The following is a 25,502-nucleotide window of genomic DNA, read 5'->3' as shown; positions in this document are numbered from 1 at the left end:
GCGCCGGAGCCGAGATCCGACGAGACGCGGCGATCTGACGAGACGCCGCGGAGCCCGGCCGCTCAGCCGCGCGGCCGGGCTCCGGAGGGCTCACAGCTCCTCCGGGTCCATCCGCTCCAGCGGCTGGAGCGCGGGCCCCTGCAGGATCCGCCCGTCGGTGCCGAAGCGGGAGCCGTGGCAGGGGCATTCCCAGGTGCGCTCGGCCGGGTTGAAGGCGACGAGGCAGCCGAGGTGGGTGCAGACGGCGGACACCGCGTGCAGCCCGCCCCGGTCGTCACGGTGCACGGCGCAGGGCCGGCCGCCGGAGCGGACGACGGTCCCGCCGCCCGGGCGCAGGGCGCGCACCGCCTCGGCGGCGTCGCCCAGGCTGTCCAGCCGGTCCTTGACGGCGTGCTTGACGGTGTCCCACTGGGCCTTGGCGAGCTCCGGGGCGGTACGGAGGACCGAGCCGACGCGGCCGGGGTCGTACAGCCCCTCCCACGGGTCCTCCGCGCCGTCGACGAGGGCGGCGATGATCATCCCGGCCAGGGCGCCGCCCGTCATGCCCCATCCGGCGAAGCCGGTGGCGACGTAGACGTTCCCGCCGCGCCCCGGCATCCGGCCGATGAGCGGCAGGTCGTCGGTCGCGGCGTTGTCCTGGGCCGCCCACCGGTGGGTGAGGGCGAAGCCGGGGAAGTGCCGTCCGGCCCAGTCCTCCAGGCGGGCGTACCCGGCCTCGGTGTCCTGCCCGGTGCCGGGCTGGAACACCTCGCCGGTGACGATCAGGAGCCGGCTGCCGTCCGGGAGCGGCGCGGTGCGGACGGACCGCTTGCCGCCCTCCTTCGTGATGTACATGCCCTCCGGGTCGAGGCGGGCCGGCACGCTCCCGGCGATCACCAGGTCGCGGTGCTGGGTGAGCCGGGCGGCGAGCAGTGTGCGGTCGAGGACCGGGTGGTGGGTGGCCACCACGACGTGCCGGGCGGAGACGGTGGCCCCGGTGTCGATGGTGAGCCGGCAGGGACGCGGCTCGTCGCCGTCCTCGTCGAGGCCGGTGACACGGGTCCCCTCGTGGATCCGGCCGCCGCGCACGACGAGCGCGTCGACGAGACCGCCCAGATAGGCGAGCGGATGGAACTGCGCCTGTTCCTCCACCCGGACCGCGCCCGCGACGGGGAACGGCAGGCCCGACTCGGTGACGAAGGAGGCGTCGAGGCCGGCCGCGCGCGCCGCCGCGGCCTCCGCGCGCAGCGCCTCGACGCCGTCGGCCTCCTGGCAGTAGGTGAGGGCCGGGCGTCGCTCCAGCGCGCAGTCGATGCCGAGCTCCCCGGCGGTGTCGACGACGTGCCGCAGGGCGGCGCTCTGGGACGCCGCGTACCGGCGTGCGGCGTCCTCGCCGTGCGTCTCCCGCAGGCCGTGGTAGGCGGTGGTGTGCAGGGCGGTGAGCTTGCCCGTCGTGTGCCCCGTGACGCCGCCCGCCAGCCGGTCCGCCTCCAGCACGACGACGCTCCGGCCCGCCCGGGCCAGTTCCCACGCGGTGCTGAGGCCGGCGATGCCGCTGCCGACGACCACCGCGTCCGCTTCCGCCTCCCCCCTGAGCGGTCCGAAGGACGGCAGCGAGGCCGTCCGCATCCAGTACGAGTCACCTGTCTCCACGCGTTCGTTCATGCCGGGCGTCTGCCCGGGCGGCCCGCCCTGATGCGGCGCCGATCCCGCCGCCCCCGCGCCGGGCCCGCCCGGTCACGGACGGTCCGCGCCCGCCGGGGCCCGCGGCCGGATGGTCCGGCCCCCGCGTTGGGGCTAGTGTCGAGAGATAGGCCGAAGGTGCGCCCGTGCCCCCGCGGTCTCGTGGTCCGCGGTGCGGGTCGAGGCGCGCGGAAGGAGCCTCCGATGACCCGTACACTGCGAGGCGCGATAGCGGTGGCCTCGACCATGGCCCTGTCCCTCGGCGTGGTGGCGACGGCGACGGGCTCGTCGCCCGGGCAGGCCAGGCAGGACATCCGGATCGGACTGCTGCTGCCGGAGAGCAAGACCACGCGGTACGAGAAGTTCGACCGGCCGTACATCGAGCAGAAGATCAAGGAACTCGCCCCGGACGCGCAGATCGACTACTACAACGCGGCCGAGAGCGCGACCACCCAGCAACAGCAGGTCAACACCGCGCTCGCCAAGGGCGACAAGGTGCTGATCCTGGACGCCGTGGACGCCAAGTCCATCCAGTCCTCCGTCGAGAAGGCGAACAAGGCCGGCGTGAAGGTCGTGGCCTACGACCGTCTGGCCCAGGGCCCGGTCGACGCCTACGTCTCGTACGACAACCGCAAGGTCGGCGAACTCCAGGGCAAGGCGCTGCTCGACGCGCTCGGCGACAAGGCGGAGAGCGGCCAGATCGTCATGCACAACGGCTCGCCCACCGACCCGAACGCCGCCGAGTTCAAGGCCGGCGCGCACTCCGTCCTCGACGGCAAGGTGAAGATCGGCAAGGAGTACGACACCCCCAACTGGGACCCGAACAACGCCAACCAGCAGATGTCCGGTGCCATCAGCGCGCTCGGCAAGGACGAGATCGTCGGCGTCTACTCGGCCAACGACGGATTGGCCGCCGGCATCGCCACCGCCCTCAAGGCGGCCGGCATGGACGTGCCGCTGACCGGCCAGGACGCCCAACTCGACGCCATCCAGCGCATTCTGCTGGGCACGCAGACGATCACCATCGAGAAGCCGTACAAGCCCGAAGCAGACATCGCCGCCACCATGGCCGTGAACCTCGCCGAGGGCAAGCCGCTTCCCGCCGACCTCACCCCCACCACCGTGACCAGCGGCAGCGGCCAGAAGGTGCCGGCCACGCTGCTGACCCCGGTCGTGGTCGACAAGGAGAACATCAAGGACACGGTCGTCAAGGACGGGCTGTACACGGTCCAGGAGATCTGCACGCCCGCCTATGCCGACGCCTGCAAGGAAGCCGGGCTGGAGTGACCCGCCCGGTGGTGCCCGCTCCCGCCGAGGAGGCGGTCGAAGGTGACCGAAGCGCCCGTGCTCACGCTCCGGGGGGTGTCCAAGAGGTTCGGCGCGGTCCAGGCCCTGTCGGGCTTCGACCTGGAGGTCCACGCCGGTGAGGTGGTCGCGCTGGTCGGCGACAACGGCGCCGGCAAGTCGACCGCCGTCAAGGCGATCGCCGGGGTGAACCCGCCCGACGACGGCGTCATCGAGTGGCAGGGCCGGCCGGTCTCCATCCATCGGCCCCACGACGCCCAGCACCTGGGCATCGCCACCGTCTACCAGGACCTCGCCCTCTGCGACAACCTGGACGTCGTCGGCAACCTCTTCCTCGGCCGGGAGCTGCGCCGGTTCGGCGTGCTCGACGAGGTCCGGATGGAGCGGCGCTCGCGCGAACTGCTCGACACGCTCTCCATCCGGATCCCGTCGGTACGGATCCCCGTCGCGTCGCTCTCCGGCGGCCAGCGCCAGACCGTGGCGATCGCCCGCTCGCTCATCGGCGAACCGAAGATCGTCATCCTGGACGAGCCCACCGCGGCGCTCGGCGTGGAGCAGACCGCCGAGGTCCTCGACCTCGTCGAACGCCTCCGCGAGCACGGCCTCGGCACCATCCTGATCAGCCACAACATGGTGGACGTGATGGCGGTCGCCGACCGGATCGCGGTGCTGCGCCTCGGCCGCAACAACGGCTTCTTCGACCGGCGCGCCACCACCACCGAGGAGATCATCTCCGCCATCACCGGAGCCACCGACAGCGCCGTCACCCGGCGCCAGGCCCGCAAGCGCGAGCAGCGGGAGGCCCAGGACGGGGAGGAGACGCCATGAACGGCGCCAGGGACCCCGACGGACGGCACGGCGTGCCCGGCCCGGCCGGCCCCGCCGACGCGGGCGCCCAGGAGCCGGCCCCCGAGGCGGTGCCCGCGGTCGACAGCCGGCTGATCGTCCGTGAGGAGGGCTTCCGCGGTTACGTCGGCGAGTTCCGGCGCAAGCTGCGCAGCGGCGAACTCGGCTCGCTGCCCGTCGTCGTCGCCGTCATCGTGATCTGGACGGTCTTCGGCAGCCTCGACAGCGCCTTCCTCTCGGCGCAGAACCTGTCCGACCTCAGCCAGCAGATCGTCGGCACCGGGATGATCGCCGTCGGGATCGTCTTCGTCCTCCTGCTCGGCGAGATCGACCTGTCCGTCGGCTCCGTCAGCGGACTCTGCGCGGCGCTCTTCGCCGTCCTCAACGTCATCAACGGCATGAACCAGTGGCTGGCGCTGCTCGTCGCGATCGCCGGGGGAGCGGCGGTCGGGCTCGTCCAGGGCTTCTTCTTCGCCAAGGTGGGCGTGCCCGCCTTCGTCGTCACCCTGGCGGGCAACCTCGCCTGGAACGGCCTGATGCTCCAGGTGCTCGGTACCAGCGGCACCGTCAACATCCCCAGCGAGAGCGTCGTCGCCGAGCTGTACTCCACCATCTTCGAGAGCCCGGCGGCCGCCTACCTCACGGCGGCGGTGGGCGTCGGGCTGTTCCTGCTCGCCTCGCTGCTCGACGCGCGGCGCCGGCGGGCCGCCCGGGTGCCGTACCGGCCGCTCGCCGAGATCGTGCTGCGGACCCTCGTCCTCGCGGCGATCGCCTTCGCCGCCGCGTACATCCTCAACCGGTACCAGGGACTGCCGCTCGCGCTGCTGATCTTCCTGGTCGTGCTGGTCGTCCTCGATTTCGTACTGCGCCGCACCCGCTACGGGCGGCAGATCTTCGCCGTCGGCGGCAACATCGAGGGAGCGCGGCGGGCCGGCATCAGCGTGCCGTTCGTCCGGATGAGCGTCTTCACCATCGCCGGCACCATGGCGGCCGTCGGCGGCGTCTTCCTCGCCGGCCAGATCCAGTCCGCGAGCCAGACCTCGGGCGGCGGCAACCTGCTGATGAACGTCATCGCCGCCGCCGTCATCGGCGGGACGAGCCTGTTCGGCGGGCGCGGCTCGGTCTGGTCCGCGCTGCTCGGCGCCCTCGTCATCGGTTCCATTCAGTCCGGCATGAACATCATGGGCGTGAGCAACGCCGTTCAGTTCATGATCACCGGCGCGGTCCTGCTGGCCGCCGTGGTCGTCGACTCCCTCTCCCGCCGCAGCCAGAAGGCCGCGGGCCGCGCCTGACGGCGCCCGGACGTCCCCGCGTCGCCCCCGCACCGCGGTGAGGCCGCGCGCGCCCACCGTGGGGATCTTGTGCGGATCCGGGGAAGGTCCTGCGCCGGTTCGCCCGGCCGCCGGCCTCCCGTGATCACTCTTGCCCGCAGGTTCGCCCCGGCCTGCGGGCCTCATTCTGCCCACATCGCCACATAATCACCCTTGTATGCGCGTTTCTGACGATCCATCGGTCATGTTTGCGCATCGCTCGAACGTTCTGGAAACCTCCGTGTGACTTGTCCTGCACATGAGCACGGAGGCACTTCCCCATGCCCTCAAGGCGAATACGCCGCGCCTGGTTCACCGCCGCCGGCGCGGCCTCGCTCGCGTTCACCGGCCTCGTGGCCCCGGCCCAGGCCGAGGACGTGCCCGGCTCGGACCCCACGGTCCAGGAGCCCCTGACGACCGAGACCGCGCCCGCGCCGTTCGCGGCCACCGCCTGGACCTCGCCCGGCGGTGCGGCCTCGCCGGGCGACTTCACGCTGTCGCCCGGCGCGCTGAACGCCGAGACCACCACCCGGGTCGCCCGCCTGGACGCCGTCCTTCCCAAGTCGGGCGTGCAGAACCTCCTCGCCGGGGCCAACCGGACGGCCGAACCGTGGTGCCCGCGCGACCCGTTCGGCACCGCGGCCGACCCCGACATCAAGTACTGCCTGCAGAGCGACGACTCCGTCTCGCGCGAGTGGGTGCCGCAGGGCATCACCGGCGTCTCCGACGCCAAGGACAACGAGCTGTGGGGCGAGGCCGGGAACATCCAGCTCTTCGCCTCGTACGACGGCTGGGACCCGGGCCGCGAGACCGACCCGGACCCGGCGACCGGCGACTGCACCGCCGCCGAACTCGCCGCCGACGACGCCTGCAACCAGAAGGGCGTCCGGATCACCTTCGTCCAGAGCCGCACCAACCCGGCCACCGGCAGCCCGGAGGTCAGGTACCGGCACGTCCTGCTGGGCTGGACCTACGTGAACTCGGCCGACCACGTCTCCTTCGACGGTCTGCACGCCGCCGAGTACCCGATCCAGAAGGGCGTCCACGCCGGCGGGATCGTCTGGTACGGCAACTACCTCTACGTCGCCGACACCCGCAACGGCCTGCGCGTCTTCGACATGCGCACCATCATGGACCTCGACCCGGACGGCGACCCCACCACGCACGACGCCATGGGCGCCGACACCGACGGCGTGCAGACGACGGCCAACGTCCAGGACAAGACGAAGGTCGGCCGGCACAACAACGTCTGGTACAGCTTCGGTTACCGCTACGTGATGCCGCAGGTCGCCGCCTGGAAGTTCAAGGCGACCCAGAGCAACCCCAAGGGCTCGTACGCCTGCGTCTCGACCGGCGCCCCGAAGGCGTCCTACATCTCCCTCGACCGCAGCACCACCCCGGACCGGCTGCTGATGGGCGAGTACTGCCGTCCGCAGACCGGCTACCCGTCCACCGGACGCATCGCCTCCTACCCGGTCGCGGCCCTGGAGGGACGCACCGCCGACGTGACCGCGGAGGGCTGGGCCAACTACCTGCCCCTGGCCAACGGCGGCGCGCAGGGCGCGGTGTCGACCGGCGGCACGCTGTACGTCAACGAGTCCAAGGGCACGGACGAGCCCGGCCAGCTCTGGCGCTACCAGTGGAGCAACGGGCAGCTGGTCCAGAAGGGCCAGCCCGTCAAGACGGCCCGGGGTCCGGAGGACCTGTACGTGGAGCGCGGCACGGGCCGCCTGTGGTCCCTCTCCGAGCACCGCCCCGGCTCGGCGTCCGACTGCACCGCGAACCGGGACGCCGCCGATCCGGTGGGCACCGACTACTGCCAGCGGGTGCTCTACGGGCACAAGCTGAGCTGGCTCGACGCCCAGCCGTAGGATCCGGGGCCGGGGTCAGGACCGGGTGGTACCGCCCAGCGTGCGCACGGCTGCCACGATCAGGTCCCAGAACCGGTCCGCGTCGACGTCCGTCGCGACGTCGACGGTGGCGGGCAGGCCCGTCACCCCGTGCAGGTCCACCACCGTCGCGCCCCTGGTGTACGTCCCGTTCAGCTCCACCGCCACGGCCGCCCGCGCGAGGCCGGACACCGCCGGGTCGATCAGGTGGGCGACGGTGAGCGGATCGTGCAGCGGGGGAGCGTCGAAGCCGAACACCTCCCGGTAGGTGGACGCGAAGTAGGTGAGCAGGTCGACGCAGAGCCGGCTCAGCGGGGTGCCGAGGGCGTCGATCCGGGCGACCACCTCGGGGGTGGCCCGCACCTGGTGGGTCGCGTTGAGGCCGAACATCGTCACCGGCAGCCCGCTGCGGAGGACGATGTCGGCCGCCTCCGGGTCGCACAGGATGTTGAACTCGGCCGCGGGCGTGGTGTTCCCGCGCTCCGTCGAGCCGCCCATCAGCACGATCCGGGCGACGCGGGCGGCGAGTTCGGGGTGGGCGAGCAGCAGCACCGCGATGTTGGTGAGCGGTCCGGTCGGCACGAGCGTCACCGGCTCCGGGTGCGCCAGGAGGGTGTCCCGGAGCAGGGTGAGGGCGTCGCGCGGATCCTGCGGCACGTCCGGTTCGCCCGTGCCGAAGCCGGGCCCGTCGAGCCCCGAGGCACCGTGGATGTCGGCGGCGACCCGGCCCGGCCCGCGCAGCGGCCGGGCCCGCCCCGCGGCGATCGGCACCCCCCGGATCCCGGCCGCCGCACACACCCGCCGGGCGTTGAGCGTGGTCTTCTCCACGGTCTGGTTGCCCGCGACGGTGGTGATGGCGAGCAGCTCGACCGCGGGGTGCGCGGCGGCGAGGAGGATGTTGAACGCGTCGTCGTGACCGGGATCGCAGTCGAGAATCACGGGAACGGCCATGCCCCCACCGTCCCACATCCGCCCTCCGCAGCGCCCCGATCAGGGCGCGTCGGCCCGTCTTCCGCGCCACGCGTCCGTCCACGCGCCGGGTGACAGTCGACGGCGTGTTCGACAGTATTTCCTGTCACCAGCCCTCTTTGACAGGTACGCTTGTCGCATGAGCGATGTGGCCGGGGTCCCGACCCCCGACAAGACCGACGACGACTTCTGGACCGCCCTCTCGAACCTGGTGGAGCCGCCGTACCGCGAGCCCGTGCAGGACGACGCGTTCACCATGGACGAGCACGTCCACGAAGCCGTCCGCGACCTGGCGGAGCGCATCTCGACCCGCCTGCTGGCCTACCGCGCCGCCGGCAAGGACCCCGACCCGGTCCTGATGGCCGCCCCCGACGTGCAGCTGGCGCTCCTGCGGGCGCTGTACGAGGCCAAGCAGTCCGTCGACCGGCTGGCCGAGAGCGCCGCCACCGTCGCCGGCCGCAGCGGCGCGAACTACGCGCAGCTCGGCGCCGCCTGGGGCGGCATCAAGCGGCAGTCCGCCCGGCTCAAGTGGCCCCACGCCGTGGTCAGGAAGTCGGCCAGCGAGTCCATCCCGCTGCACTACGCGGGCGGCACCGCCGTCGTGCACCACGACGCGGACGCCGACGCCTGGTGGTACACCGCCACCGCCGCCGACCAGCAGGAGCAGGAGTCCGAGCCCGTCCACGGCAGCTACGCGGAGGCCATCGCCGGAGCGACCGAGTTCCTCCTCGCGCACACCACGCCCGGCCGGCCCTCGCCCGCCTGACGGGTCAGGGAGGGCCGTCCCCGAAGCCGGTTCCGTCCTCGCCCTGCTCCCCGCCCTCCGTCCGGCGGACGCGGCGCTGCTGCTGCGAGGGCGGGGCGGGATAGCGGGACAGCAGGGCGTCCAGCTTGCCGAGGGCGGTGGCCGTGGCCATGAGGACGAGCGCGGTCGCCGCGAGTCCGATGCCGACGTGCAGGCCGCTCGCGTTCAGGACCACGCCGATCCCGAGGCTCGCGGGAACCCCGAGGCCGGCCACGGCCACCTGGAGCACCTCCAGCCGTTTGCGCGCGCCGAACCGGCCGGCCATCGCGGCTCCCCTTCGCCGTGGGCAGTGAAACCTCTGTGCGAGGGGTGGTTCCCGCACGTCCGCGGCGGAACACGCGCCTCCACCCGCCGGCCGCAGGCGCCTCTCCCGGCCGCCGCGCGTGCGCCGACGCCGTCGCGGGCGGATCCTGGAAGGGGCGGGGGAGCGGCGCCCCGGGCGCGTACGGCACCGGCGGCGCCCACCGGCATGCGAGGAGGCAGACCATGACACGGAACCTGGAATGGAGGGTCGGCCTGGAACTGAGCGAGGACGCGGGCAGGACCAAGGCCGAGGCCCGCCTCGACACGGGGCAGGCGACCTTCACGGGGCACGGAACGGCCCGCTGCAACCCGGCGGACACGGACGTGCCGGTCATCGGGGACGAGCTGGCCGCGAGCCGGGCCATGAAGGACCTGGCGGGCAAGCTCATGCGGGAGGCGAACCGGGAGATGGACGCCGCCGGCGCCGGGACCGTACCGCAGCACACGGGCCCCGGATACGGCTGGCCGGAGGCGGTCTCCTGAGGAGCCCGCCCCCGCACGGACCGCGGCCCCCGGGCTCACCCGGGGGCCGCGGTCCGCTCAGTCCCGGGGCGGCTCCACCACCAGGTGGTCGACCACCTCGACCACCCCGTCGACGGACTCGCACAGACGCCGCAGCAGCGGGACGAGGTCCGCGCGCCCCACGGTGCCGCTGAGCGTGACCCGGCCCTCGTCGACGTCGATGTGGACGGCGGCGGGGGAGAGGCCGAGGATGCGGACGACCACGTCCTCGCGGATCTCCTCCTGGATCGCGCGGTCCCGGCGCAGGAAGAGCTGCAGCAGATCGCTGCGGCTGAGCACGCCGATGAGCCGCCCGCCCGCGTCCACGACCGGCAGCCGCTTCACCCGGTGCCGCTCCATGAGCCGGGCCGCCTCGACCGCCGTCCAGGAGGGCCGGGCCGTGTGCACCGGGCTGGACATCATCGCCTCGGCGGTGCTGGGGCCGTCCTTGGCGGTGTGGCGGCGCAGCAGGTCCGCCTCGGAGACCACGCCCACCGGCCGGTTCTCCTCGTCGACGACCGGCACGGCCGTGATGCCGTACTCGTCGAGGAGCCGCGCGATCTCCTTGAACGGTGTCCCGCGCTGGACCGCGACCGCCGTCGGGGTCATCAGGTCCGCCACACTGCGGTGCCTCATCGTCCGTTCCGTCCCTTCTGCGGGTGACCGTTCCATGATCCCGCATCGGGCGCGCGCGGCGTGCGGGAGGGGTGGGGAACGGGGGTGCGAAGACGTCTTGTGGGCGGGGCGGGTCCGTGGTTACCTGCGAGTTACCTCCGGTAAGTCCCCGCCCCGCCAAGGAAAGAGAGGCACCCCCATGCCCTCGGCACGTACGACCCGGACCCGCCGTCTCGCGGTCGCCCTCGCCGCCTCCGTCACGGCCTCCCTCACGCTTCTCGCCCCGGCCGTCGCCGCGCCCGCGGCCGCCGCGCCCGCGGTCCCGGCGGCGGAAGGGCCGCTCCAGGAGGTGATGTTCGTCGGCAACAACTGGGACGGCACCGCCGACGTCATCGCCGCCCGCGGCGACTTCCACCGCATCGGCCGGCTGAACGTGATCCCCGACAAGGAGGAACGCCTGCGCGAGATCTACCTCGACCCGGTCAAGCTCGCGTTCTTCCTCGGCGTCCGCAGCGGGCCGGGCGAGGGGCACGACCAGTTCGTCGACGACATGTACGCCACCCCCGACGGCACCTCCATGGTCGTCTCGCGGCCCAGCTTCGCCGACGTCGTCTCCCTCGACCTGCGGACCGGCCGGATCAACTGGCGCTTCCCCGTGGCCGGTCACCGCTCCGACCACATGGCCGTCTCGCCCGACGGCACCCGCGTCGCCGTCTCCGCCTCCACCGCCAACACGGTCCACGTCCTCGACATCGCCACCGGCCGCGAACTCGGCAGCTTCAAGACCGGCGACAAGCCGCACGAGAACGTCTTCACCTCCGACGGACGCCTGTGGAACATGTCCATCGGCGAGGTCACCACCGCCCTCGACGCGCCCTGGCTCGACTGGACCAAGGGCGACCGCAGGATCACCGTGGTGGACGCGACGACCTTCGAGACGGTCCGGGTGATCGACATGCGCTCCCGCCTCGACGCCTTCGGCCGCGACGACCTCTCCGACGCCGTCCGCCCGCTCGTCTTCACGCCGGACGAGAAGAAGCTCTACTTCCAGGTGTCGTTCCTCAACGGCTTCCTGGAGTACGACGTCGAGAGCGACCGCGTCACCCGGCTGAAGACCCTGCCGGGCAACCCCGCCACCGACCCGGACCGCACCACCTGGGTCAACGACTCGCGCCACCACGGCCTGTCGATCAGCCCCGACGGACGCAAGCTCTGCGTCGCCGGGACCATGGACGACTACGCCACGGTCGTGGACCGCGAGACCCTGAAGCAGGGCCCGCTCGTCCCCACCAGCAAGCCCTACTGGGCGACCGTCAGCGGTGACGGGCGGGCCTGTGTCGTCTCGGAGAGCGGCGCCGACCGGGTCAGCGCCATCGACTTCGCCACCGGCGAGCGCGTCGCGTCCGTCGCGGTCGGCGACCACCCGCAGCGCGTCAGGCTCGCCCGCGTGCCCGCCGACTGGACCTCCCCGACGACGAACTGACGGCCCGTCGGAAGGGCCGGAAGGGCCGGCCGGATCGCCTTCGATCCGGCCGGCCCTTCCTCGTCGTCCGCCCTCTCCGCCGCGTGGGCCCAGGAGCGGTCCCAGAAGCGGGCTCAGGAGCGGGCGACCGTCACCTCGTGGAGCGAGTAGCCCCACTGCGTGGCCCGCCGCTCCCCGTGGACGCGTACGTGACGGGCGGGTGTCGAGGCGAACTCGGCCGTGTCGTACCCGCCGTCACCCGCCTCCGTCGACCAGACCGTCCGCCAGCTCGCGCCGTCCTCCGAGACCTCGATCCGGTACTGCCGGGCGTAGGCCCGCTCCCAGTCCAGCGTCACCCGGCCGACCCGCCGGACCTCGCCCAGGTCCACCTGGAGCCACTGGTCGTCCGACCAGTCGCTCGCCCAGCGGGTCTCCGTGTCCCCGTCGAAGGCGCGCCCCGAGGCGTAGCTCGTGAACGGGTGCCACTCGGTGGAACTGGCCGACGTGGGCCTGCCCGCCGCCAGGTTCTCGCCCGGCTCGTGCCGCTCGGTCGCCCGCCAGGTCCGCAGGTACGACTCGGCGCCCAGCGCCAGGTCCCCGATGACCTCGGGGCCGCCCGGGGTGAGCCGGATCTGCTCGATCCAGTCCGGCACGAGCCCCGCGTGCGCCGCGCCGTCCGTGTTCAGGTCCCAGGTCCGCTCGCCGGTCACCTGCCGGTCGAGGACGGTGCCGCCGTCGAAGCTGCGGTACGGGTACGTCACCGCGTTCGGCGCGTCCGGGCCGACCGGGCCGGGCCAGCCGCCGACGCCGTTCATGTCGGTGCCGTAGCCGAGGCCGACGCCGTACTTCTCGCGCAGCTCGGCCTTCCCGTCGGCCTCACCGATGAAGCCGCCGGCACTGTGCATGTACGGGGCGGTGAACCCGCCCAGCCTGTAGAGCCGTTCGGTCCAGTCGAGGTCCATCCAGCTGTGCGTGGAGAGCACGCCCGGGTACTCCTCGGCCTCCAGGATGTCCAGCGCCCGGCCGGCCGCCTTCACGCTCATGTGGTCGAGCTCCAGCATCATGCCCCGGTCCATCATGCCCCGGAGCGCGTACTCGCCCAGCCTGGTCAGCCCCCGGGTGTTGCAGCGCGCGTCGGAGGCGTAGGCGGGCACGCTCACCCCGGCCGGCAGCTTCTCCGCCATGGCGGCGGGCGCCACCAGCCCGATCGGGTTGTCCTGCTGCGGGCCCGCGCACCGCTCGGTCGACCAGAAGGTGCCGGTGGACAGGAACTGGCCGATGTTCACCGCCACGCCGGTCGTGCCGCTGTCGAAGCGGACCCCGCACAGCGCGTTGTCGAACTTGTGGCACAGGAACATGCTGCGCACCCCGAGCCGGTACAGCTCGTCCAGGCCGCGGTCGATGTCCGCCTGGTCGCACTGGGCCACGTCGAGGATCTGCTTGCAGCCGAACGGCTCCGAGGTCTCCACCCCGAGGACGACGGCGAGCTTGCCCTGCTCGACCACCGACCGCGCCTGGTCGGCGCTGGTGACGATGCGGAACCAGCCCTTGCCGGGGCCGCCGAACATCGCGTCGACGTAGTCCTGCATCTCGTACGTCTTCCGGGCCTCCAGCCGGATGGCCTCCATCTCGTCGCAGCCGCGGTCCCGGGGCATGAGCGAGCACAACAGGCCGTTGGAGACCAGGTCGTTGACGAGCACCCGCTGGCCGCCGCGCCAGGCACGCTCCAGCCAGGCGTAGTAGTTCTGCTGGTGGGTCAGCGAGTCGTGGGCCGGCCAGTCGGCGAACGTCGGCCAGCCGTCCGGGTCGTGCTTGCCGTTCGCGCCGCCCGTCAGGTTCTCGAAGATCGCGCCGGAGCCGTCCGGATAGTGCTCGGGACAGTCCTTCAGCGCGTCGGCCACGCCGGCCGTGGAGAACGGCTTGCCGCAGATCAGCCGGCCGCCGAAGCCCTCGTTGGACATCACGTGGTTGTGCGCGTCGACGAAGCCGCGCACGCGCCCCTGGGCGTCGGTGCCGGTGAACGGCGCGCCGGTGGCGTTCACCTGGGAATCGGGCCCCGGCCGGGCGGCCGGCTCCCACCACGGCGCGTCGGCCGCGGGGACGGGCGCGGCGCCGAAGAGCACCGCCGCGAGGGCGAGGAGCAGGGACACGAGACCGAGGCGGCGTGTCCCGCGGAAAGGAGAGGCGCTTCGGGTGGTGCGTGGGGTCATGGTCGCGAAGCCTCCGGTCGAGGGGGTGTACCGGGCGCCCCGAGGATCGCGGTGCGGAAGGTCTGAGTCAAGGGTCCGGGTCAAATGACCTGTTGACGATCGTGCGGCGTCCCGGACCCCCGCCTCCCGCGCGTCAGCCCTCGATCAGTCGAACCAGCTGATCAGCCGTCAGTTCCAGTTGCTCGGCGGCGGCTTGCTCGTCCCGGAGCACCAGGTACTGGAGCGTCATCCCGTCCACCGCCGCCGCCAGGTGGCGCGCCAGCGTCGCCACCGGAACCTTCGGCTCCGCCCCGCGCACCGACCCCACCTGCTCCACCAGGGCCGTCGCCGACCGCACGTACTGCTCGTACTGGGCCCGGGCCAGGTGCTCGAAGCCCGGCTCGCGCAGCGCGTACTGGGTGAGGTCGTACGTCAGCATGTGCTCGCCCGGATGCGCGGTGACGTCCTCCCAGTACGTCCGCAGCGCCGCCCGCACGGTCTCACGCAGGGTCGCCCTCGGCTCGACGGCCTTCATCACCCGGGCCACGTAGTCGCCGATGATGGTCTCGATCGCGGCCTCCAGGAGGGCCTGCTTGGAGTCGAAGCAGTAGTGGAAGACGCTCAGCGAGACACCGGCCTCGGCGCAGATCGACCGCGTGGTGGTCCTGGCCACCCCGTCCCTGGTCATCGCCCTGATCGCCGCCTCGACCAGCTGCCGGCGTCGCTCCGCCGACGGCATCCGCGCCATGCTTCCTCCTCGGGTCAAGGCGTCAGGGTAACCGCCCGTCGTCCCGGCCCCGCGCCCGGCGGCCGCGGGGTGCGGGGCATCGGCCGCGGCGACTCCGAGAGGCGCGCCGCCCGCGGGCGGGTGACGAAAGGCGCCACCGGTGACGGTCGATTCATATGGAAAACGCATAAGGAATGAGTGCCGAATTCATTTCTCGGACCGTTCCCGTTCGCGTGGGTCTTTTCCGGTCCGAATTCTTTCGGGTAGCCCTCGACGTTACCCGCCGGTTTCGTCCATCCATTCCCACAACATCGTTAACATCCGTGCGGGGCAGGCCGTCAGGGGGACGGCTCCGCCGCGATGGGGGAGCAGAGATGCAGGTGCTCGTGGTGGAAGACGACACGCGGATCGCCGAGGCGCTGACCGAGGCATTGCAGAGATTCGGACACGACGTCGACTGGGTCGGCAGTGGGGCCGAGGCCTTGCGGGCCGCGCACCGCACCGAGTTCGTCCTGCTGGACCTCGGACTGCCCGACCTGGACGGGCAGGAGGTGTGCCGGCGCGTACGAGAGACCTCCGGCGTTCCCATCATCGCGGTCACCGCGCGGTCCGAGGAACTCGACCGGATCCTGGTGTTACAGGCCGGCGCCGACGACTACCTGGTCAAGCCGTACAGCATGCGGGAACTGCTGGCGCGCATGGACGCGGTCGCCCGGCGCGTGCACGCACCCGCCCGGGCCGAGCGGTCGGCGGGCACCGGCGCCGAGGACGAACTCTGCGCGCTGGGCCCCCTCCTGGTCGACCTGCGGACGCGCATGGTGCAGCTGGACGGCGAACTGGTGCACCTGACCCGCCGCGAGTTCGACCTGCTGGCAGCGCTCCTCGACGACGCCGGCGCCGTCAAGGGCAGGGACGACCTCATCAACGAGGTGTGGGACCCCAACTGGCACGGTTCCACGCGCACCCTCGACGTGCACATCGGCTCGCTGCGGAGCAAGCTCGGCGGCCGGGAGTGGATCCAGTCGGTGCGCGGCGTGGGCTTCCGCCTGGTCCTGCCCGACCGGCACTGAACGACGACCGACATGTCCGGACGATGAAGGGGGAGTTCTGGCGTGCGGCGTCATCTCGTGGCCGCTTTGGTGGCCTTGCCCGTCGTGGTGGTCACCCTCCTGGGACTGCCCCTGGCCCTGCAGCTCAGCGACGAGGCACGGCGGGAACTCGTCCATACGCGGGTGACGGAGGCGCGCGGGCTGCTGCCCACGGTGGTGCGCGCCCTCACCGAGGGGGAACAGAGCGGGCTCCGGCGGCAGATCGCCGAGTACCAGGACCGTACGGGAGGCCGCGCCCACGTCTTCGACGCCGAGGGCCGGCCGGTCGTCGGGGCGCTGCATCCGCTGCCCGCCGAACTCACGCGGCAGAGCGTCGTACGGGCGGCGCTGGAGGGGCGGTTCACCGACTCCTCCGACCGGCAGTTCTCCGAGCCCGCCGAGGAACTGGTCGTGGCCGTGCCGGCCGTCCACCGGGGCATGCTGGTCGGCGTCGTGGTGGTGTGCTCGGCCCTGGACGACCTGGAGCTGAAGCAGTGGACGATCTGGGCCGCGGTCGCCGTGACCGGAGCGCTCGCCCTGGCGGCGAGCGGCTTCCTGGCCGAACCGCTGGCCCGGTGGATCCTGCGTCCCGTGCGCTGCCTGGAGGTGGCGGCCCGCCGGTTCGCCGACGGGGACCACACCGCTCGCGTGCCGGTCCGTCTCGGCCCCCCGGATCTGCGGGTGCTCGCCGAGACCTTCAACCACCTCGCCGAACAGGTGCAGCACCAGGTCACCGTGCAGAAGTCGTTCGTCTCCGACGCCTCGCACCAGCTCAGGTCCCCGCTGGTGGCGCTGCGGCTGCGCCTGGAGAACCTGGAACCCCACATCGCACGCGACGGCAGCGGAAGCCTGGAACAGGCACTCGGAGAGGTGGACCGGATGGCCGCCATCCTCAACGCGCTGTTGCTGCTGGCGCGGGCGGAGTCCGGTGCCCAGGCCACCGAGAGGATCGACGTGCGGGCCGTCGTCGAAGAACGGGTGGCGTCGTGGCGGCTGGTCTCCGAACCCCGGGGCATCGCCGTGACGGTCGAGGGCGAGGAGGAGCTCGTGGCGTCGGCGGTCGCCGGCACCGTGGACCAGATCCTCGACGTGTTCCTCGACAACGCGGTGCGCGCGGCGCCGGCCGGCACGGCCGTCCGCGTCCGCCTCGTCGAGGACGCCGCGATGGTGGCCGTGCAGTGCGCCGACTCCGGCCCCGGCATGACCGCCGCCGAACGGGCCCGCGCGTGCGACCGGTTCTGGCGCGGGGCCAACGCCGCCACCGGGGAGGGCTCCGGCCTGGGCCTGGCCATCGCCGCCAGCCTGGCGCGGGTCAACGACGGCGACATCCTGCTCCAGGAGGCTCCCGGCGGCGGACTCCACGCCGAGGTACGCCTCCCGGCCCGGCCACCCTCTCAGGACGAGCACCACGCCCCGGCCGCTCTGAAGGAGAGCCTGCGGTGAACTCGGCGCCGCACCTGCATGTCCCCTGCATCTGCCCTGCCGGGCTGTTGCAGCGGCCGTTCCTACGCTGACGCCCGGCACCGCCCTGTGCGGCGCCCCGGCCCCTCTTTCCCCCGTCCCTCGATCCCTTTCGTGCGCGCCCACCGGGCCGCTTCCCTCAACTCACCTCCTAGGAGGAGGCGTGGCTTCCCAGTCCACCGTCCGCAGCCAGACGCCGCCGCAAGCCGCACCACCCGCTCCGCCGAAGGGTCTGGCCGCACTGGGCCGCTGGCTGGCGAAGCGCCGACTGGCCGTCCTGTTGGTCACCATGGTGGCGCTGATCGTCGCGGTGCCGTTCGGCTCCGACGTGGAGAGCCGCCTGTCGGAGGGCGGCATCACCGTCCCGGCCTCCGAGTCGGCCCGCGCGGACGAACTGCTCAACAACCGCTTCGAAGGCGGCTCCCCCCACCTGGTGTTCATCGCCGCCGCCGGCAGGAGCATCGACAGCCCCGATGTCGGCGCCGACGCCACCGCGCTGACCGACCGCCTCGCCAAGGAGCCGGGCGTGGTGCAGGCGGCGTCCTACTGGACGCTGGACAAGCCGCCCACGCTGCGCTCCAAGGACGGGCGCACCGGCCTGATCATGGTCCGCCTCGCCGGTGACGAGGACGAGGTCCGCAAGGCCGCGGCACGGATCGTGCCCGACGTGGTCGGCGAGCAGGGTGCGCTGAAGGTGACCGCGACCGGCGTGACCGCCGTGCGCATGGAGATCGAGAAGCGCAGCGAGGAAGACCTCACCAGGGCCGAGCTGCTGTCCGGACCGCTCGTACTGATCATTCTGCTGCTGGTGTTCGGCAGCGTGGTCGCGGCGAGCACCCCGCTCGCCGTCGGCATCCTCGCGGTGATCGGCTCGTTCGTCGTCCTGCGGCTGCTGGACATGGTCGTCCAGGTCTCGGTGTTCTCCGTCAACATCACCACCGCCCTCGGCCTCGGTCTCGCGATCGACTACAGCCTGTTCATCGTCACGCGCTACCGCGAGGAACTGGCCCGGGGCCGCACCGTCCACGAGGCCGTCGGCGAGTCCGTGCGCACCGCCGGGCGCACCGTGCTGTTCTCGGCCCTGACCGTCGCCCTGTCGCTCTCGGCGATGCTCGTCTTCCCCATGTACCACCTGCGGTCCTTCGCCTACTCCGGCATCGCCGTCGTGGTCCTCGCCGCACTCGGATCGGTCATCGTGCTGCCGGCGCTGCTGGCCGTGCTCGGCCACCGCGTCGACGCCCTCGACGTCCGGCGCCTCTTCCGCCGCGGCCGCAGGGCGACCGCGGCGCGCACCGACACGGAGGGCTTCTGGCACAAGCTGGCCATGGCGGTCATGCGTCGGCCGCTGCCGTTCGCCCTCACGGTCGCGGCCGTCCTGGTGGCGCTCGGACTGCCCTTCCTGCGGGCCGAGTTCGGCGACAGCGACGACCGGGTCCTGCCCGCCTCCTCCCCGGCGTACCAGGGTGCCCAGGTGCTGCGCGAGGAGTTCGACAACCGGGAGGGCTCACCGCTGAACGTGGTCCTGCCGGACATCGACCCGGCCGCGTCGGCGGGCAAGGTGGCCGAGTACGCCGAGCAGCTGTCCACCGTCCCCGGCATCACCCGCGTCGACGCGCTGACCGGCTCGTACAGCGAAGGCGCCCGGATCGCCCCGCCCGGCCCCGCCAGCGAGCGGTTCAAGGCGGACAAGGGCACCTGGCTGTCGGTGGTCTCCGACACCGAGCCCTACTCCGAGCGGGGCATGGACCTCGTCGAGACGCTGCGCGCGGAGCCCGCGCCGGACACCGTGCTCGTCGGCGGACAGGCGGCGCTCCTGGTGGACTCCAAGGCCACCCTCGGGGACAAGCTGCCCTGGGCGCTCGGCATCATCGCCCTGTCCACGACGGTGCTGCTCTTCCTGTTCACCGGCAGCCTCCTCATCCCGGTCAAGGCGATCGTGCTGAACCTGCTCAGTCTCACCGCGACGTTCGGGGCGATGGTGTACGTCTTCCAGGACGGGCACCTGCGCTGGCTGGTCGGCGACTTCACCGTCACCGGCATGCTCGACATCGACACACCGATCCTGATGTTCTGCGTCGCCTTCGGACTGTCCATGGACTACGAGGTCTTCCTCCTGTCGAGGATCAAGGAGGAGTACCACCGCACCGGCGACAACGTCTCCGCCGTCGCCTGGGGCCTGGAGCGGACCGGCCGGCTCGTCACCGCGGCCGCCGCGCTCGTCGCGACCGTGCTGCTGGCCTTCGCCACCTCGTCCCTGACCCCGCTCAAGCTCCTCGGCGTCGGCCTCGCGCTCGCCGTGATCGTCGACGCCACCCTGGTGCGCGGCATCCTGGTCCCGGCGTTCATGCGCCTGGCCGGCCGTGCCAACTGGTGGGCGCCACGACCGCTCGCGCGCCTGCACCGGAAGATCGGTCTCGACGACTGACGCACCCCCAGGGGGATCATGTCGAACTCATGAGCGGAACTTGACGGTCCACTGCACGGGCGCTGCATCACCGGCTCATAGCGTGTTGCCGTGCCGTCGGGGCGCCGGGCGGAGATCCGCCCGGCGCCCCGAGCGCGCGACATGTGTCGAGCTACCAGGTGGGGGGACCCGTCCATGCGGTTTCTGGAGCGTGAACGTACCGTCGTCGAGGAAGTGCTGCCGGGCCTGGACCAGCGCCTGGCCGGGCTGCCGCTGGCCGATCTGGAGGCCGTCGACAGCCCGGGGGTGCGGCTGTTCCGCGACGCCGGCGGTCCCGGCCTCCTGGTGCCCGCCGAGCACGGCGGCCGCGGCGCGGATCTGCTGACCGCCCTGCGGGTGCAGCGGGCGATCGGCTCGCGCTCCCCGTCCCTGGCCGTGGCGACCACCATGCACCACTTCTCGGTGGCGTCCCTGGTCGAGGCGGCGGCCACCGGCGGCGGCATGGAGTGGCTGCTCCTCGCCGCCATCGCCAAGGACGATCTGCTGCTCGCCTCGGGCTTCGCCGAGGGGCGCACCGGCCAGGGCATCCTCCATCCGTCCCTGACCGCCCGCACCGAGGGCGACAAGGTGTTCCTGAGCGGTTCCAAGAAGCCGTGCAGCCTCGCCCGCTCCATGAACCTGCTCACCGCCTCCCTGCCCCTGCCCGGCCCGGACGGAAAGGACCGGCTGGCCATCGCCCTGATCCCCGCCGAGGCGCCGGGGCTGTCCGTCAGGCCGTTCTGGGGCAGCCCGATCCTGGCGGGCGCCGAGAGCGACGAGGTCGTCCTGGACGACGTCGAGGTGCCGGCCGAACTGCTGGTGCGCACGGACGTCACCGCGGACGGGCGCCTGGACCAGCTGCAGACCGTCGGCTTCGTGTGGTTCGAGGGTCTGATGACGGCCGGCTACCTCGGCGCCGCCTCCGCCCTGGTCGAGCGCACGCTGGGCAACCCCCACGCGGACAGCGCCGTCGCCGCCGAAGCGGTGGCCTGCGTCGAATCCGTCGCCCTCGCGCTGGAAGGTCTCGCCGCGGACGTGGCGACGGCCGGCGTCACGCAGGACACCCTGTCGCGGTCCCTGATCTGTCGGTACGCCGCACAGGACGCGATCAACCGGGTCCTGTCGCTGTGCGTGGAAGCGCTGGGCGGCATGGCGTTCATCGGCTCCGGCGACATCGCGTACCTCAACTCCGCCTGCCGCGCCCTGGCGTTCCACCCGCCGTCCCGGACGCGCATGGCGGCCCCGCTGGCCGAGTACTTCAGCGGCCGCGCCCCCCTGCGCATCCCCTAGGGGCTTCGAGGCGCCCGGCCGTGCCATGCCGTTCCCCACGGCTGCCGCCCGCCTTCGACCCCCATACGCCCGCTGACCTGTTCGAGAGGTGCTCGACTGTGCCCAGCCATCCCACCGTCCTTCTCACCGGCGCGTCCGGTGTCGTGGGCAGCGCGCTGCTGCCCCGGCTGACCGACTGCCGCACCATCGCCCTGACCCACCGCACGCCGGTGGCCGGCGCCGACGAGCAGCTGGCCGGCGACCTGACCGCGCCGCGCCTCGGTCTGGACGCCGACACGTACCGGCGCCTCGCCGCGCGGGTCGACGCGATCGTGCACTGCGCGGCCCTCACGGGCTTCTCCAGCGGCGCGGAGGCCGCCCACGCGCTCAACACGGCGGGCACCCGGCAGATGACCCGGCTCGCCGCCGACGCGGACGCCGTGCTGTACCACGTGTCCACCGCCTTCGTGGACCGCACCGACCTGACGCGGGCGCAGCTCGGCCAGGACCACGGGGACGCCACCGCGCGGCCGGAGGACTACCTGGACTCCAAGCGCGCCGGGGAGGACGTCGTCCGGTCGTCGGGCGTACCCGCGGTGATCGTCCGGCCGTCGGTGGTGATCGGGGACGCCGTCACCGGTGCGATCTCCGCGTTCCAGGGCATGCACGGCGTCATCCACGGACTGCTGCGCGGGCTCCTTCCGCTGGTCCCGGTGCCGGCCGACTCGCCCGTCGACTTCGTCCCGCAGGACGTCGTGGCCGCCACCATCGCCGGCCTCGTCCGTCAGGGCCGGCGGGACGGCGAGGTCTGGGTCACCGCGGGCGACAGCGCCCTGCGGACCGAGTGCACGCTGCGGGTCATCCACGACACCGCCGACGAACTGGGCCTGACGGCGGCGCGTCCCCGCATCGTCGGCCCGGAGATGGTCGACCGGCTGATCCGGCCGGTCTTCATCGCCAACCTGCACCCCCGGGCGCGCCGCCGCTTCGACGACATGCTCGCGATGACGGCGCTGTTCGCCCACGGCCATGTGTTCCCCACCAGCCTCGGCCACATCGACGGGATACCGGAAGCCCTGAGCGCCGGCGAGCTGGAGTCCGCGCTGCGGGCGTCGGTCGCCTACATGGCCCGCACCAGGGGCATGGTCCGCCGCGCCGCGCAGCCGGTGCGCGCGGCGGAGCAGGTGCCCGCATGAGCGAGCTGACGATCCCGGCCCCGCCCCCCGCCACCACCGCGTCCCCGGCCGCCGCCGCCGCGTCGGCCGCCGAGGTGCTGGGCGTCTACCGCCGCCACCTGAGCAAGGGCCGGGCCCGCCTGGCCTCGCTGACCGGCGCCGCCATGGAGGTCGCCTCCGAGGGCAGCCGGGTGTGGGACGCGGACGGGAAGGAGTACCTGGACTGTGGCGGGTACGGGGTCTTCCTCCTCGGCCACCGCCACCCCCGCGTGGTGGACGCCGTCGTCGAGCAGATCCGCCGCCATCCGATGGCCACCCGGCTGCTCCTGGAGCCGGTCGCTGCCACCGCGGCGGCCGCGCTCGCCGCCGTCACGCCTCCCGGCCTGGAACGGGTCCACTTCGTCAACTCCGGCGCCGAGGCGACCGAGACCGCGATCAAACTGGCCCGCGCGCACGGCAGGCACCGGCTGATCTCCGCGACCGGCGGCTACCACGGCAAGACCACCGGCGCGCTCGCCGTCACCGCCAAACCCCTCTACCAGGACCCGTTCCGGCCGTTGCTGCCCGCCGAACACGTTCCCTACGGCGACGCCGACGCCCTCGAGCGGGCACTCGCCGGCGGCGCTCCGGCCTGCGTCATCCTCGAACCGGTGCAGGGCGAGGGCGGCGTGGTCCTGCCACCGCCCGGCTACCTCGCACACGTGCAGCGGCTGTGCGCCGAACACGGGGCGATGTTCGTCCTCGACGAGATCCAGACCGGCCTCGGCCGTCTCGGCACCTGGTGGGGCGCCGACACCGAGGACGTGCGGCCGGACGTGCTGCTGGTCGGCAAGAACCTCAGCGGCGGCGTGATCCCGGTCGCCGCCGCGGTCGCCACCCCGCAGGCGTACGCGCCGTTCGACAAGGACCCGTTCCTGCACACCTCCACCTTCGCCGCCTCTCCCGTCGCGATGGCCGCCGCCGCGGCCGCCGTCGCCGCGATCCGGGACGAGGACCTGGTGGAGCGGGCCCGCACCCTCGGCGAGGACCTGATGGACCGCCTCCGCTCGGCGCTGGCGCCGCTGCTCGGAGGGGCGGTGGTCGACATCCGGGGTCGCGGCCTGCTGCTCGGCATCGAGCTGTGCGACGAGGGCGCCGCCGGCGAACTCGTCCTGCGCCTCCTGGAGTCGGGGCTGCTGGTCAACCACTCCCTGAACGCCCACCGCGTCGTACGCCTGACCCCGCCGGCCGTGCTCACGCCCGCCGACCTGGACTGGATCACCCGCGCCTTCACCACCGCGGCCACCGCCCTGGCCCGCACCACCGCCTCCACGAAGGGGAGATGCTGACATGCCCGAGGTGACCCTCGACGCCCTCGTACCCGACGCGACCGCCCCGGCCGTCTTCGAACGGCTGCGGGACTTCGCCGCCTACCCCCAGTACACCGACGCCGTGCGCGAGGTGAAGGTCACCGACACCGGCGGCGACACCCTGGACTCGGACTGGTCGGTGAACTTCCGCAACGGCATCCTGTGCTGGTCCGAACGCGACCGCGTCGACGCGGCCGCTCTGACCATCGAATTCACCCAGACCGACGGCGACTTCGACCAGTTCGACGGCGCCTGGACCGTCCACAGCCACGACGACGACGCGGTCACCGTCCGGTTCACCGCCCGCTTCGACCTCGGCATGCCCAGCCTCGCCGCGATCATCGACCCGATCGCCTGCCAGGCGCTCATCGAGGCGATCAGCCTCATCCTGCGCGGTCTGCTGGGTGAGCACATCACCCTCACCGCGTCCGAGGCCGAACCGGTGGGCGCGTCGGCGGCGGCGGACGCACGCTGACGACCGCGCCTTCCGCGTCCTCGTCCGACACAGCCCGAAACCACCACCCCTTCTGGAGGCTTCCACCGTGCCCAGGGACCTGCGCAACAAGATCGTCGCCATCACCGGCGGCAGCCGCGGCATCGGCCGCGCCACCGCCGAGCAGTTCGTCGCCGCCGGCGCCAAGGTGGCCATCGGCGCCCGCGACCACGAGTTCGCCGCCAAGACCGCCGCCGCCATCGGCGCCCGCGCCTACCCGCTGGACGTCACCGACCCGGCCAGCGTCCAGGCGTTCTGGAAGGCGGTCGAGGCCGACCTCGGCGAGATCGACGTCTTCGTCAACAACGCGGGCGAGATGATCGTCGGCCCCTTCGAGAAGGAGTCCGACGAGGACACCGCCCACCAGCTGGGCGTCAACCTCCTCGGCACCCTCAACGGCATGAAGACCGCCATCGGCCCGATGCGCCGGCGCGGACGGGGCCACATCATCAACATGGTCTCCGCCGTGGGCATGATCGGCCTGCCCGGCTGCGCCACCTACTCCGCCGCCAAGCACGGCGTCGTCGGCCTCTCCGAGGGCGTCCGTGCCGAACTGCGCGGGTCCGGCGTGGACCTGTCGATCATCCTGCCCATCCCCGCCCAGACGGAACTCACCTCCGGCGTCGGCAAGGGCCGCTTCGTCCCGCTGCTCACCCCGGACGACATCGCCCGGTCCGTCCTCCGCACGGCCCGTCGCCCCGTCTACAACCGGTACGTGCCCGGCTGGACCAACCCCGTCACCCGCTCCCTGTTCCTGCTGCCCCAGCCCTGGCGGGACGCGATGGGCCGCTTCCTCAAGGCGGACCAGCTGCTGCGCACCACCGACTACCAGGCCCGCGTCGCCTACGAGACGCGGGTGAAGGCACCCACCGTGGAAGGAGCCGGGGCGTGAGCTCCGAGACACCCGCCCGCCCCGGCACCTCCAAGGGCGCCGTCCGGCGGGGCACCGCGCCCGCCGTCGTCGGTCCGCGCTGGCTCGATCACCTGATCCACGTGCACCCGGTCACCACCGTCGCGATGTTCACCCCGGTCATCGCCGTCTGCGTCTGGCTCTCCCTCGGGGAGGCCGGCGGCTGGCAGCTGGCCGGATGGGCGGCCGCCGGCTACGTGACGTGGACGCTGTCGGAGTACTGGGGACACCGCATCGTGCTCCACTACGAGCCCGAGAAGGGCTTCGGGGCACGCCTGCACTACATCCTGCACGGCATCCACCACGACTACCCGACGGACCCGCGCCGCTCCATCCTGAGCCCGCTCCTCAGCATCCCGATGGTCGGGGGAACGATCTACCTCTCCTCCGGCCTCGGTTCGCTGCCGCTGATCTTCGGCGCCGGTTACACCTTCGGCTACCTCACCTACGACCTGTTCCACCTCTACCTCCACCTCGCCACCCCCAGGAGCCGCCTCATGCGGCACCTGCGCTCACTCCACATGCGCCACCACTTCCGCGACGACACCAAGGGCTTCGGCATCTCGGCCCCGTACTGGGACGAGCTGTTCGGAACCTCCATCGCCCGGCAGGCGCGGTCCGGCGAACCGGTCGCCTGACCGGCACCGCCGGCCCGGCCCCCTCCGCCGGCGCGGGCGCCCGCGCGGCAGACGACCTCACCCCGGCGTCGTCGATGCCCTCCGCCCGGGCGC

The 25,502-nt window shown here is 72.7% G+C and carries 22 protein-coding genes; 16 read left to right on the top strand and 6 right to left on the bottom strand.

Features of this window, described 5'->3' with window-relative positions; translation table 11 throughout:
• Window positions 1-90 precede the first annotated feature (90 nt).
• Window positions 91-1,644, bottom strand: a complete 1,554-nt coding sequence (locus ABFY03_RS04905) for an FAD-dependent oxidoreductase (protein WP_346169273.1) — start codon at window positions 1,642-1,644, stop codon at window positions 91-93.
• 222 nt (window positions 1,645-1,866) lie between these two features.
• On the opposite strand from ABFY03_RS04905, the gene ABFY03_RS04900 reads away from it, so the two are divergent.
• From ABFY03_RS04900 to ABFY03_RS04885, 4 genes are all read left to right on the top strand, one after another.
• On the top strand, window positions 1,867-2,949 hold the full coding sequence (locus ABFY03_RS04900) for a substrate-binding domain-containing protein (RefSeq protein ID WP_319012959.1): 1,083 nt from the start codon (window positions 1,867-1,869) through the stop codon (window positions 2,947-2,949).
• A 42-nt stretch (window positions 2,950-2,991) separates the two neighbouring features.
• Complete coding sequence (locus ABFY03_RS04895) at window positions 2,992-3,795, top strand: ATP-binding cassette domain-containing protein (protein ID WP_319012958.1); 804 nt, start codon at window positions 2,992-2,994, stop codon at window positions 3,793-3,795.
• Complete coding sequence (locus ABFY03_RS04890) at window positions 3,792-5,105, top strand: sugar ABC transporter permease (protein ID WP_319012957.1); 1,314 nt, start codon at window positions 3,792-3,794, stop codon at window positions 5,103-5,105. Before ABFY03_RS04895 ends, ABFY03_RS04890 begins: the two co-directional genes overlap by 4 nt.
• Before the next feature lie 299 nt (window positions 5,106-5,404).
• A complete protein-coding gene (locus ABFY03_RS04885) occupies window positions 5,405-6,994 on the top strand; it encodes a hypothetical protein (protein ID WP_346169272.1) in 1,590 nt (529 codons plus the stop codon).
• A gap of 15 nt (window positions 6,995-7,009) precedes the next feature.
• Here ABFY03_RS04885 and ABFY03_RS04880 read toward each other — a convergent pair whose 3' ends face one another.
• Window positions 7,010-7,963: a nucleoside hydrolase gene (locus tag ABFY03_RS04880; RefSeq protein WP_346169271.1), complete on the bottom strand. Its 954-nt coding sequence runs from the start codon at window positions 7,961-7,963 to the stop codon at window positions 7,010-7,012.
• Between the two features lie 157 nt (window positions 7,964-8,120).
• On the opposite strand from ABFY03_RS04880, the gene ABFY03_RS04875 reads away from it, so the two are divergent.
• Window positions 8,121-8,747, top strand: coding sequence for a hypothetical protein (locus ABFY03_RS04875; RefSeq protein ID WP_319012954.1), 627 nt, complete (start codon window positions 8,121-8,123; stop codon window positions 8,745-8,747).
• A gap of 4 nt (window positions 8,748-8,751) precedes the next feature.
• On the opposite strand, the gene ABFY03_RS04870 is transcribed toward ABFY03_RS04875, so the two are convergent.
• On the bottom strand, window positions 8,752-9,051 hold the full coding sequence (locus ABFY03_RS04870) for a hypothetical protein (protein ID WP_319012953.1): 300 nt from the start codon (window positions 9,049-9,051) through the stop codon (window positions 8,752-8,754).
• Between the two features lie 221 nt (window positions 9,052-9,272).
• On the opposite strand from ABFY03_RS04870, the gene ABFY03_RS04865 reads away from it, so the two are divergent.
• Complete coding sequence (locus ABFY03_RS04865; protein ID WP_319012952.1) at window positions 9,273-9,572, top strand: DUF1876 domain-containing protein; 300 nt, start codon at window positions 9,273-9,275, stop codon at window positions 9,570-9,572.
• Window positions 9,573-9,629: 57 nt separating this feature from the next.
• Here the strand turns inward: ABFY03_RS04865 and ABFY03_RS04860 are convergent, their stop codons facing one another.
• Window positions 9,630-10,226, bottom strand: a complete 597-nt coding sequence (locus tag ABFY03_RS04860) for a CBS domain-containing protein (RefSeq protein ID WP_319012951.1) — start codon at window positions 10,224-10,226, stop codon at window positions 9,630-9,632.
• Between the two features lie 178 nt (window positions 10,227-10,404).
• Here ABFY03_RS04860 and ABFY03_RS04855 point away from each other — a divergent pair, with 178 nt between their 5' ends.
• A complete protein-coding gene (locus ABFY03_RS04855; protein ID WP_319012950.1) occupies window positions 10,405-11,688 on the top strand; it encodes a YncE family protein in 1,284 nt (427 codons plus the stop codon).
• 113 nt (window positions 11,689-11,801) lie between these two features.
• Here ABFY03_RS04855 and ABFY03_RS04850 read toward each other — a convergent pair whose 3' ends face one another.
• Entirely contained in the window at window positions 11,802-13,877 is a 2,076-nt protein-coding gene (locus tag ABFY03_RS04850; RefSeq protein ID WP_319012949.1) for a galactose-binding domain-containing protein, read from the bottom strand.
• Between the two features lie 133 nt (window positions 13,878-14,010).
• Window positions 14,011-14,604: a TetR/AcrR family transcriptional regulator gene (locus tag ABFY03_RS04845; protein ID WP_346169270.1), complete on the bottom strand. Its 594-nt coding sequence runs from the start codon at window positions 14,602-14,604 to the stop codon at window positions 14,011-14,013.
• 353 nt (window positions 14,605-14,957) lie between these two features.
• Here ABFY03_RS04845 and ABFY03_RS04840 point away from each other — a divergent pair, with 353 nt between their 5' ends.
• The 9 genes from ABFY03_RS04840 to ABFY03_RS04800 all read left to right on the top strand — a co-directional run bounded on the left by ABFY03_RS04840 (window position 14,958) and on the right by ABFY03_RS04800 (window position 25,409).
• Window positions 14,958-15,653, top strand: a complete 696-nt coding sequence (locus tag ABFY03_RS04840; protein WP_319012947.1) for a response regulator transcription factor — start codon at window positions 14,958-14,960, stop codon at window positions 15,651-15,653.
• Window positions 15,654-15,695: 42 nt separating this feature from the next.
• Window positions 15,696-17,114: a sensor histidine kinase gene (locus tag ABFY03_RS04835; RefSeq protein WP_346169269.1), complete on the top strand. Its 1,419-nt coding sequence runs from the start codon at window positions 15,696-15,698 to the stop codon at window positions 17,112-17,114.
• A gap of 181 nt (window positions 17,115-17,295) precedes the next feature.
• Complete coding sequence (locus ABFY03_RS04830; protein ID WP_346169268.1) at window positions 17,296-19,557, top strand: MMPL family transporter; 2,262 nt, start codon at window positions 17,296-17,298, stop codon at window positions 19,555-19,557.
• 174 nt (window positions 19,558-19,731) lie between these two features.
• Window positions 19,732-20,865, top strand: a complete 1,134-nt coding sequence (locus ABFY03_RS04825; protein WP_319012944.1) for an acyl-CoA dehydrogenase family protein — start codon at window positions 19,732-19,734, stop codon at window positions 20,863-20,865.
• Between the two features lie 98 nt (window positions 20,866-20,963).
• Window positions 20,964-22,040, top strand: a complete 1,077-nt coding sequence (locus ABFY03_RS04820) for an SDR family oxidoreductase (RefSeq protein WP_346169267.1) — start codon at window positions 20,964-20,966, stop codon at window positions 22,038-22,040.
• Window positions 22,037-23,347 carry an aspartate aminotransferase family protein gene (locus ABFY03_RS04815; RefSeq protein ID WP_346169266.1) on the top strand — a complete coding sequence of 437 codons (1,311 nt, stop codon included), beginning with the start codon at window positions 22,037-22,039 and terminating at the stop codon, window positions 23,345-23,347. The genes ABFY03_RS04820 and ABFY03_RS04815 overlap by 4 nt, the downstream gene beginning before the upstream one ends.
• Window position 23,348: 1 nt before the next feature.
• Window positions 23,349-23,843 (top strand): type II toxin-antitoxin system RatA family toxin, encoded by a 495-nt coding sequence (locus ABFY03_RS04810; protein WP_346169265.1) that lies wholly within the window; start codon window positions 23,349-23,351, stop codon window positions 23,841-23,843.
• 67 nt (window positions 23,844-23,910) lie between these two features.
• On the top strand, window positions 23,911-24,753 hold the full coding sequence (locus tag ABFY03_RS04805) for an SDR family oxidoreductase (protein ID WP_319012940.1): 843 nt from the start codon (window positions 23,911-23,913) through the stop codon (window positions 24,751-24,753).
• A complete protein-coding gene (locus tag ABFY03_RS04800) occupies window positions 24,750-25,409 on the top strand; it encodes a sterol desaturase family protein (protein WP_319012939.1) in 660 nt (219 codons plus the stop codon). The genes ABFY03_RS04805 and ABFY03_RS04800 overlap by 4 nt, the downstream gene beginning before the upstream one ends.
• Window positions 25,410-25,502 lie beyond the last annotated feature (93 nt).

This window comes from Streptomyces roseofulvus (assembly GCF_039534915.1).
GTDB classification, from domain to species: domain Bacteria; phylum Actinomycetota; class Actinomycetes; order Streptomycetales; family Streptomycetaceae; genus Streptomyces; species Streptomyces roseofulvus.
Note: the sequence above shows the minus strand (reverse complement) of the source record. Positions and strands in the feature narration are given on the sequence as shown.

Bases quoted from the DNA above. Each gene is read 5' to 3' on its own strand.
- ABFY03_RS04845 (WP_346169270.1), bottom strand. From the start codon at position 14,604: ATGGCGCGGATGCCGTCGGCGGAGCGACGCCGGCAGCTGGTCGAGGCG.
- ABFY03_RS04855 (WP_319012950.1), top strand. From the start codon at position 10,405: ATGCCCTCGGCACGTACGACCCGGACCCGCCGTCTCGCGGTCGCCCTC.
- ABFY03_RS04850 (WP_319012949.1), bottom strand. From the start codon at position 13,877: ATGACCCCACGCACCACCCGAAGCGCCTCTCCTTTCCGCGGGACACGC.
- ABFY03_RS04810 (WP_346169265.1), top strand. From the start codon at position 23,349: ATGCCCGAGGTGACCCTCGACGCCCTCGTACCCGACGCGACCGCCCCG.
- ABFY03_RS04870 (WP_319012953.1), bottom strand. From the start codon at position 9,051: ATGGCCGGCCGGTTCGGCGCGCGCAAACGGCTGGAGGTGCTCCAGGTG.
- ABFY03_RS04875 (WP_319012954.1), top strand. From the start codon at position 8,121: ATGAGCGATGTGGCCGGGGTCCCGACCCCCGACAAGACCGACGACGAC.
- ABFY03_RS04890 (WP_319012957.1), top strand. From the start codon at position 3,792: ATGAACGGCGCCAGGGACCCCGACGGACGGCACGGCGTGCCCGGCCCG.
- ABFY03_RS04905 (WP_346169273.1), bottom strand. From the start codon at position 1,644: ATGAACGAACGCGTGGAGACAGGTGACTCGTACTGGATGCGGACGGCC.
- ABFY03_RS04815 (WP_346169266.1), top strand. From the start codon at position 22,037: ATGAGCGAGCTGACGATCCCGGCCCCGCCCCCCGCCACCACCGCGTCC.
- ABFY03_RS04900 (WP_319012959.1), top strand. From the start codon at position 1,867: ATGACCCGTACACTGCGAGGCGCGATAGCGGTGGCCTCGACCATGGCC.
- ABFY03_RS04825 (WP_319012944.1), top strand. From the start codon at position 19,732: ATGCGGTTTCTGGAGCGTGAACGTACCGTCGTCGAGGAAGTGCTGCCG.
- ABFY03_RS04885 (WP_346169272.1), top strand. From the start codon at position 5,405: ATGCCCTCAAGGCGAATACGCCGCGCCTGGTTCACCGCCGCCGGCGCG.
- ABFY03_RS04880 (WP_346169271.1), bottom strand. From the start codon at position 7,963: ATGGCCGTTCCCGTGATTCTCGACTGCGATCCCGGTCACGACGACGCG.
- ABFY03_RS04865 (WP_319012952.1), top strand. From the start codon at position 9,273: ATGACACGGAACCTGGAATGGAGGGTCGGCCTGGAACTGAGCGAGGAC.
- ABFY03_RS04860 (WP_319012951.1), bottom strand. From the start codon at position 10,226: ATGAGGCACCGCAGTGTGGCGGACCTGATGACCCCGACGGCGGTCGCG.
- ABFY03_RS04840 (WP_319012947.1), top strand. From the start codon at position 14,958: ATGCAGGTGCTCGTGGTGGAAGACGACACGCGGATCGCCGAGGCGCTG.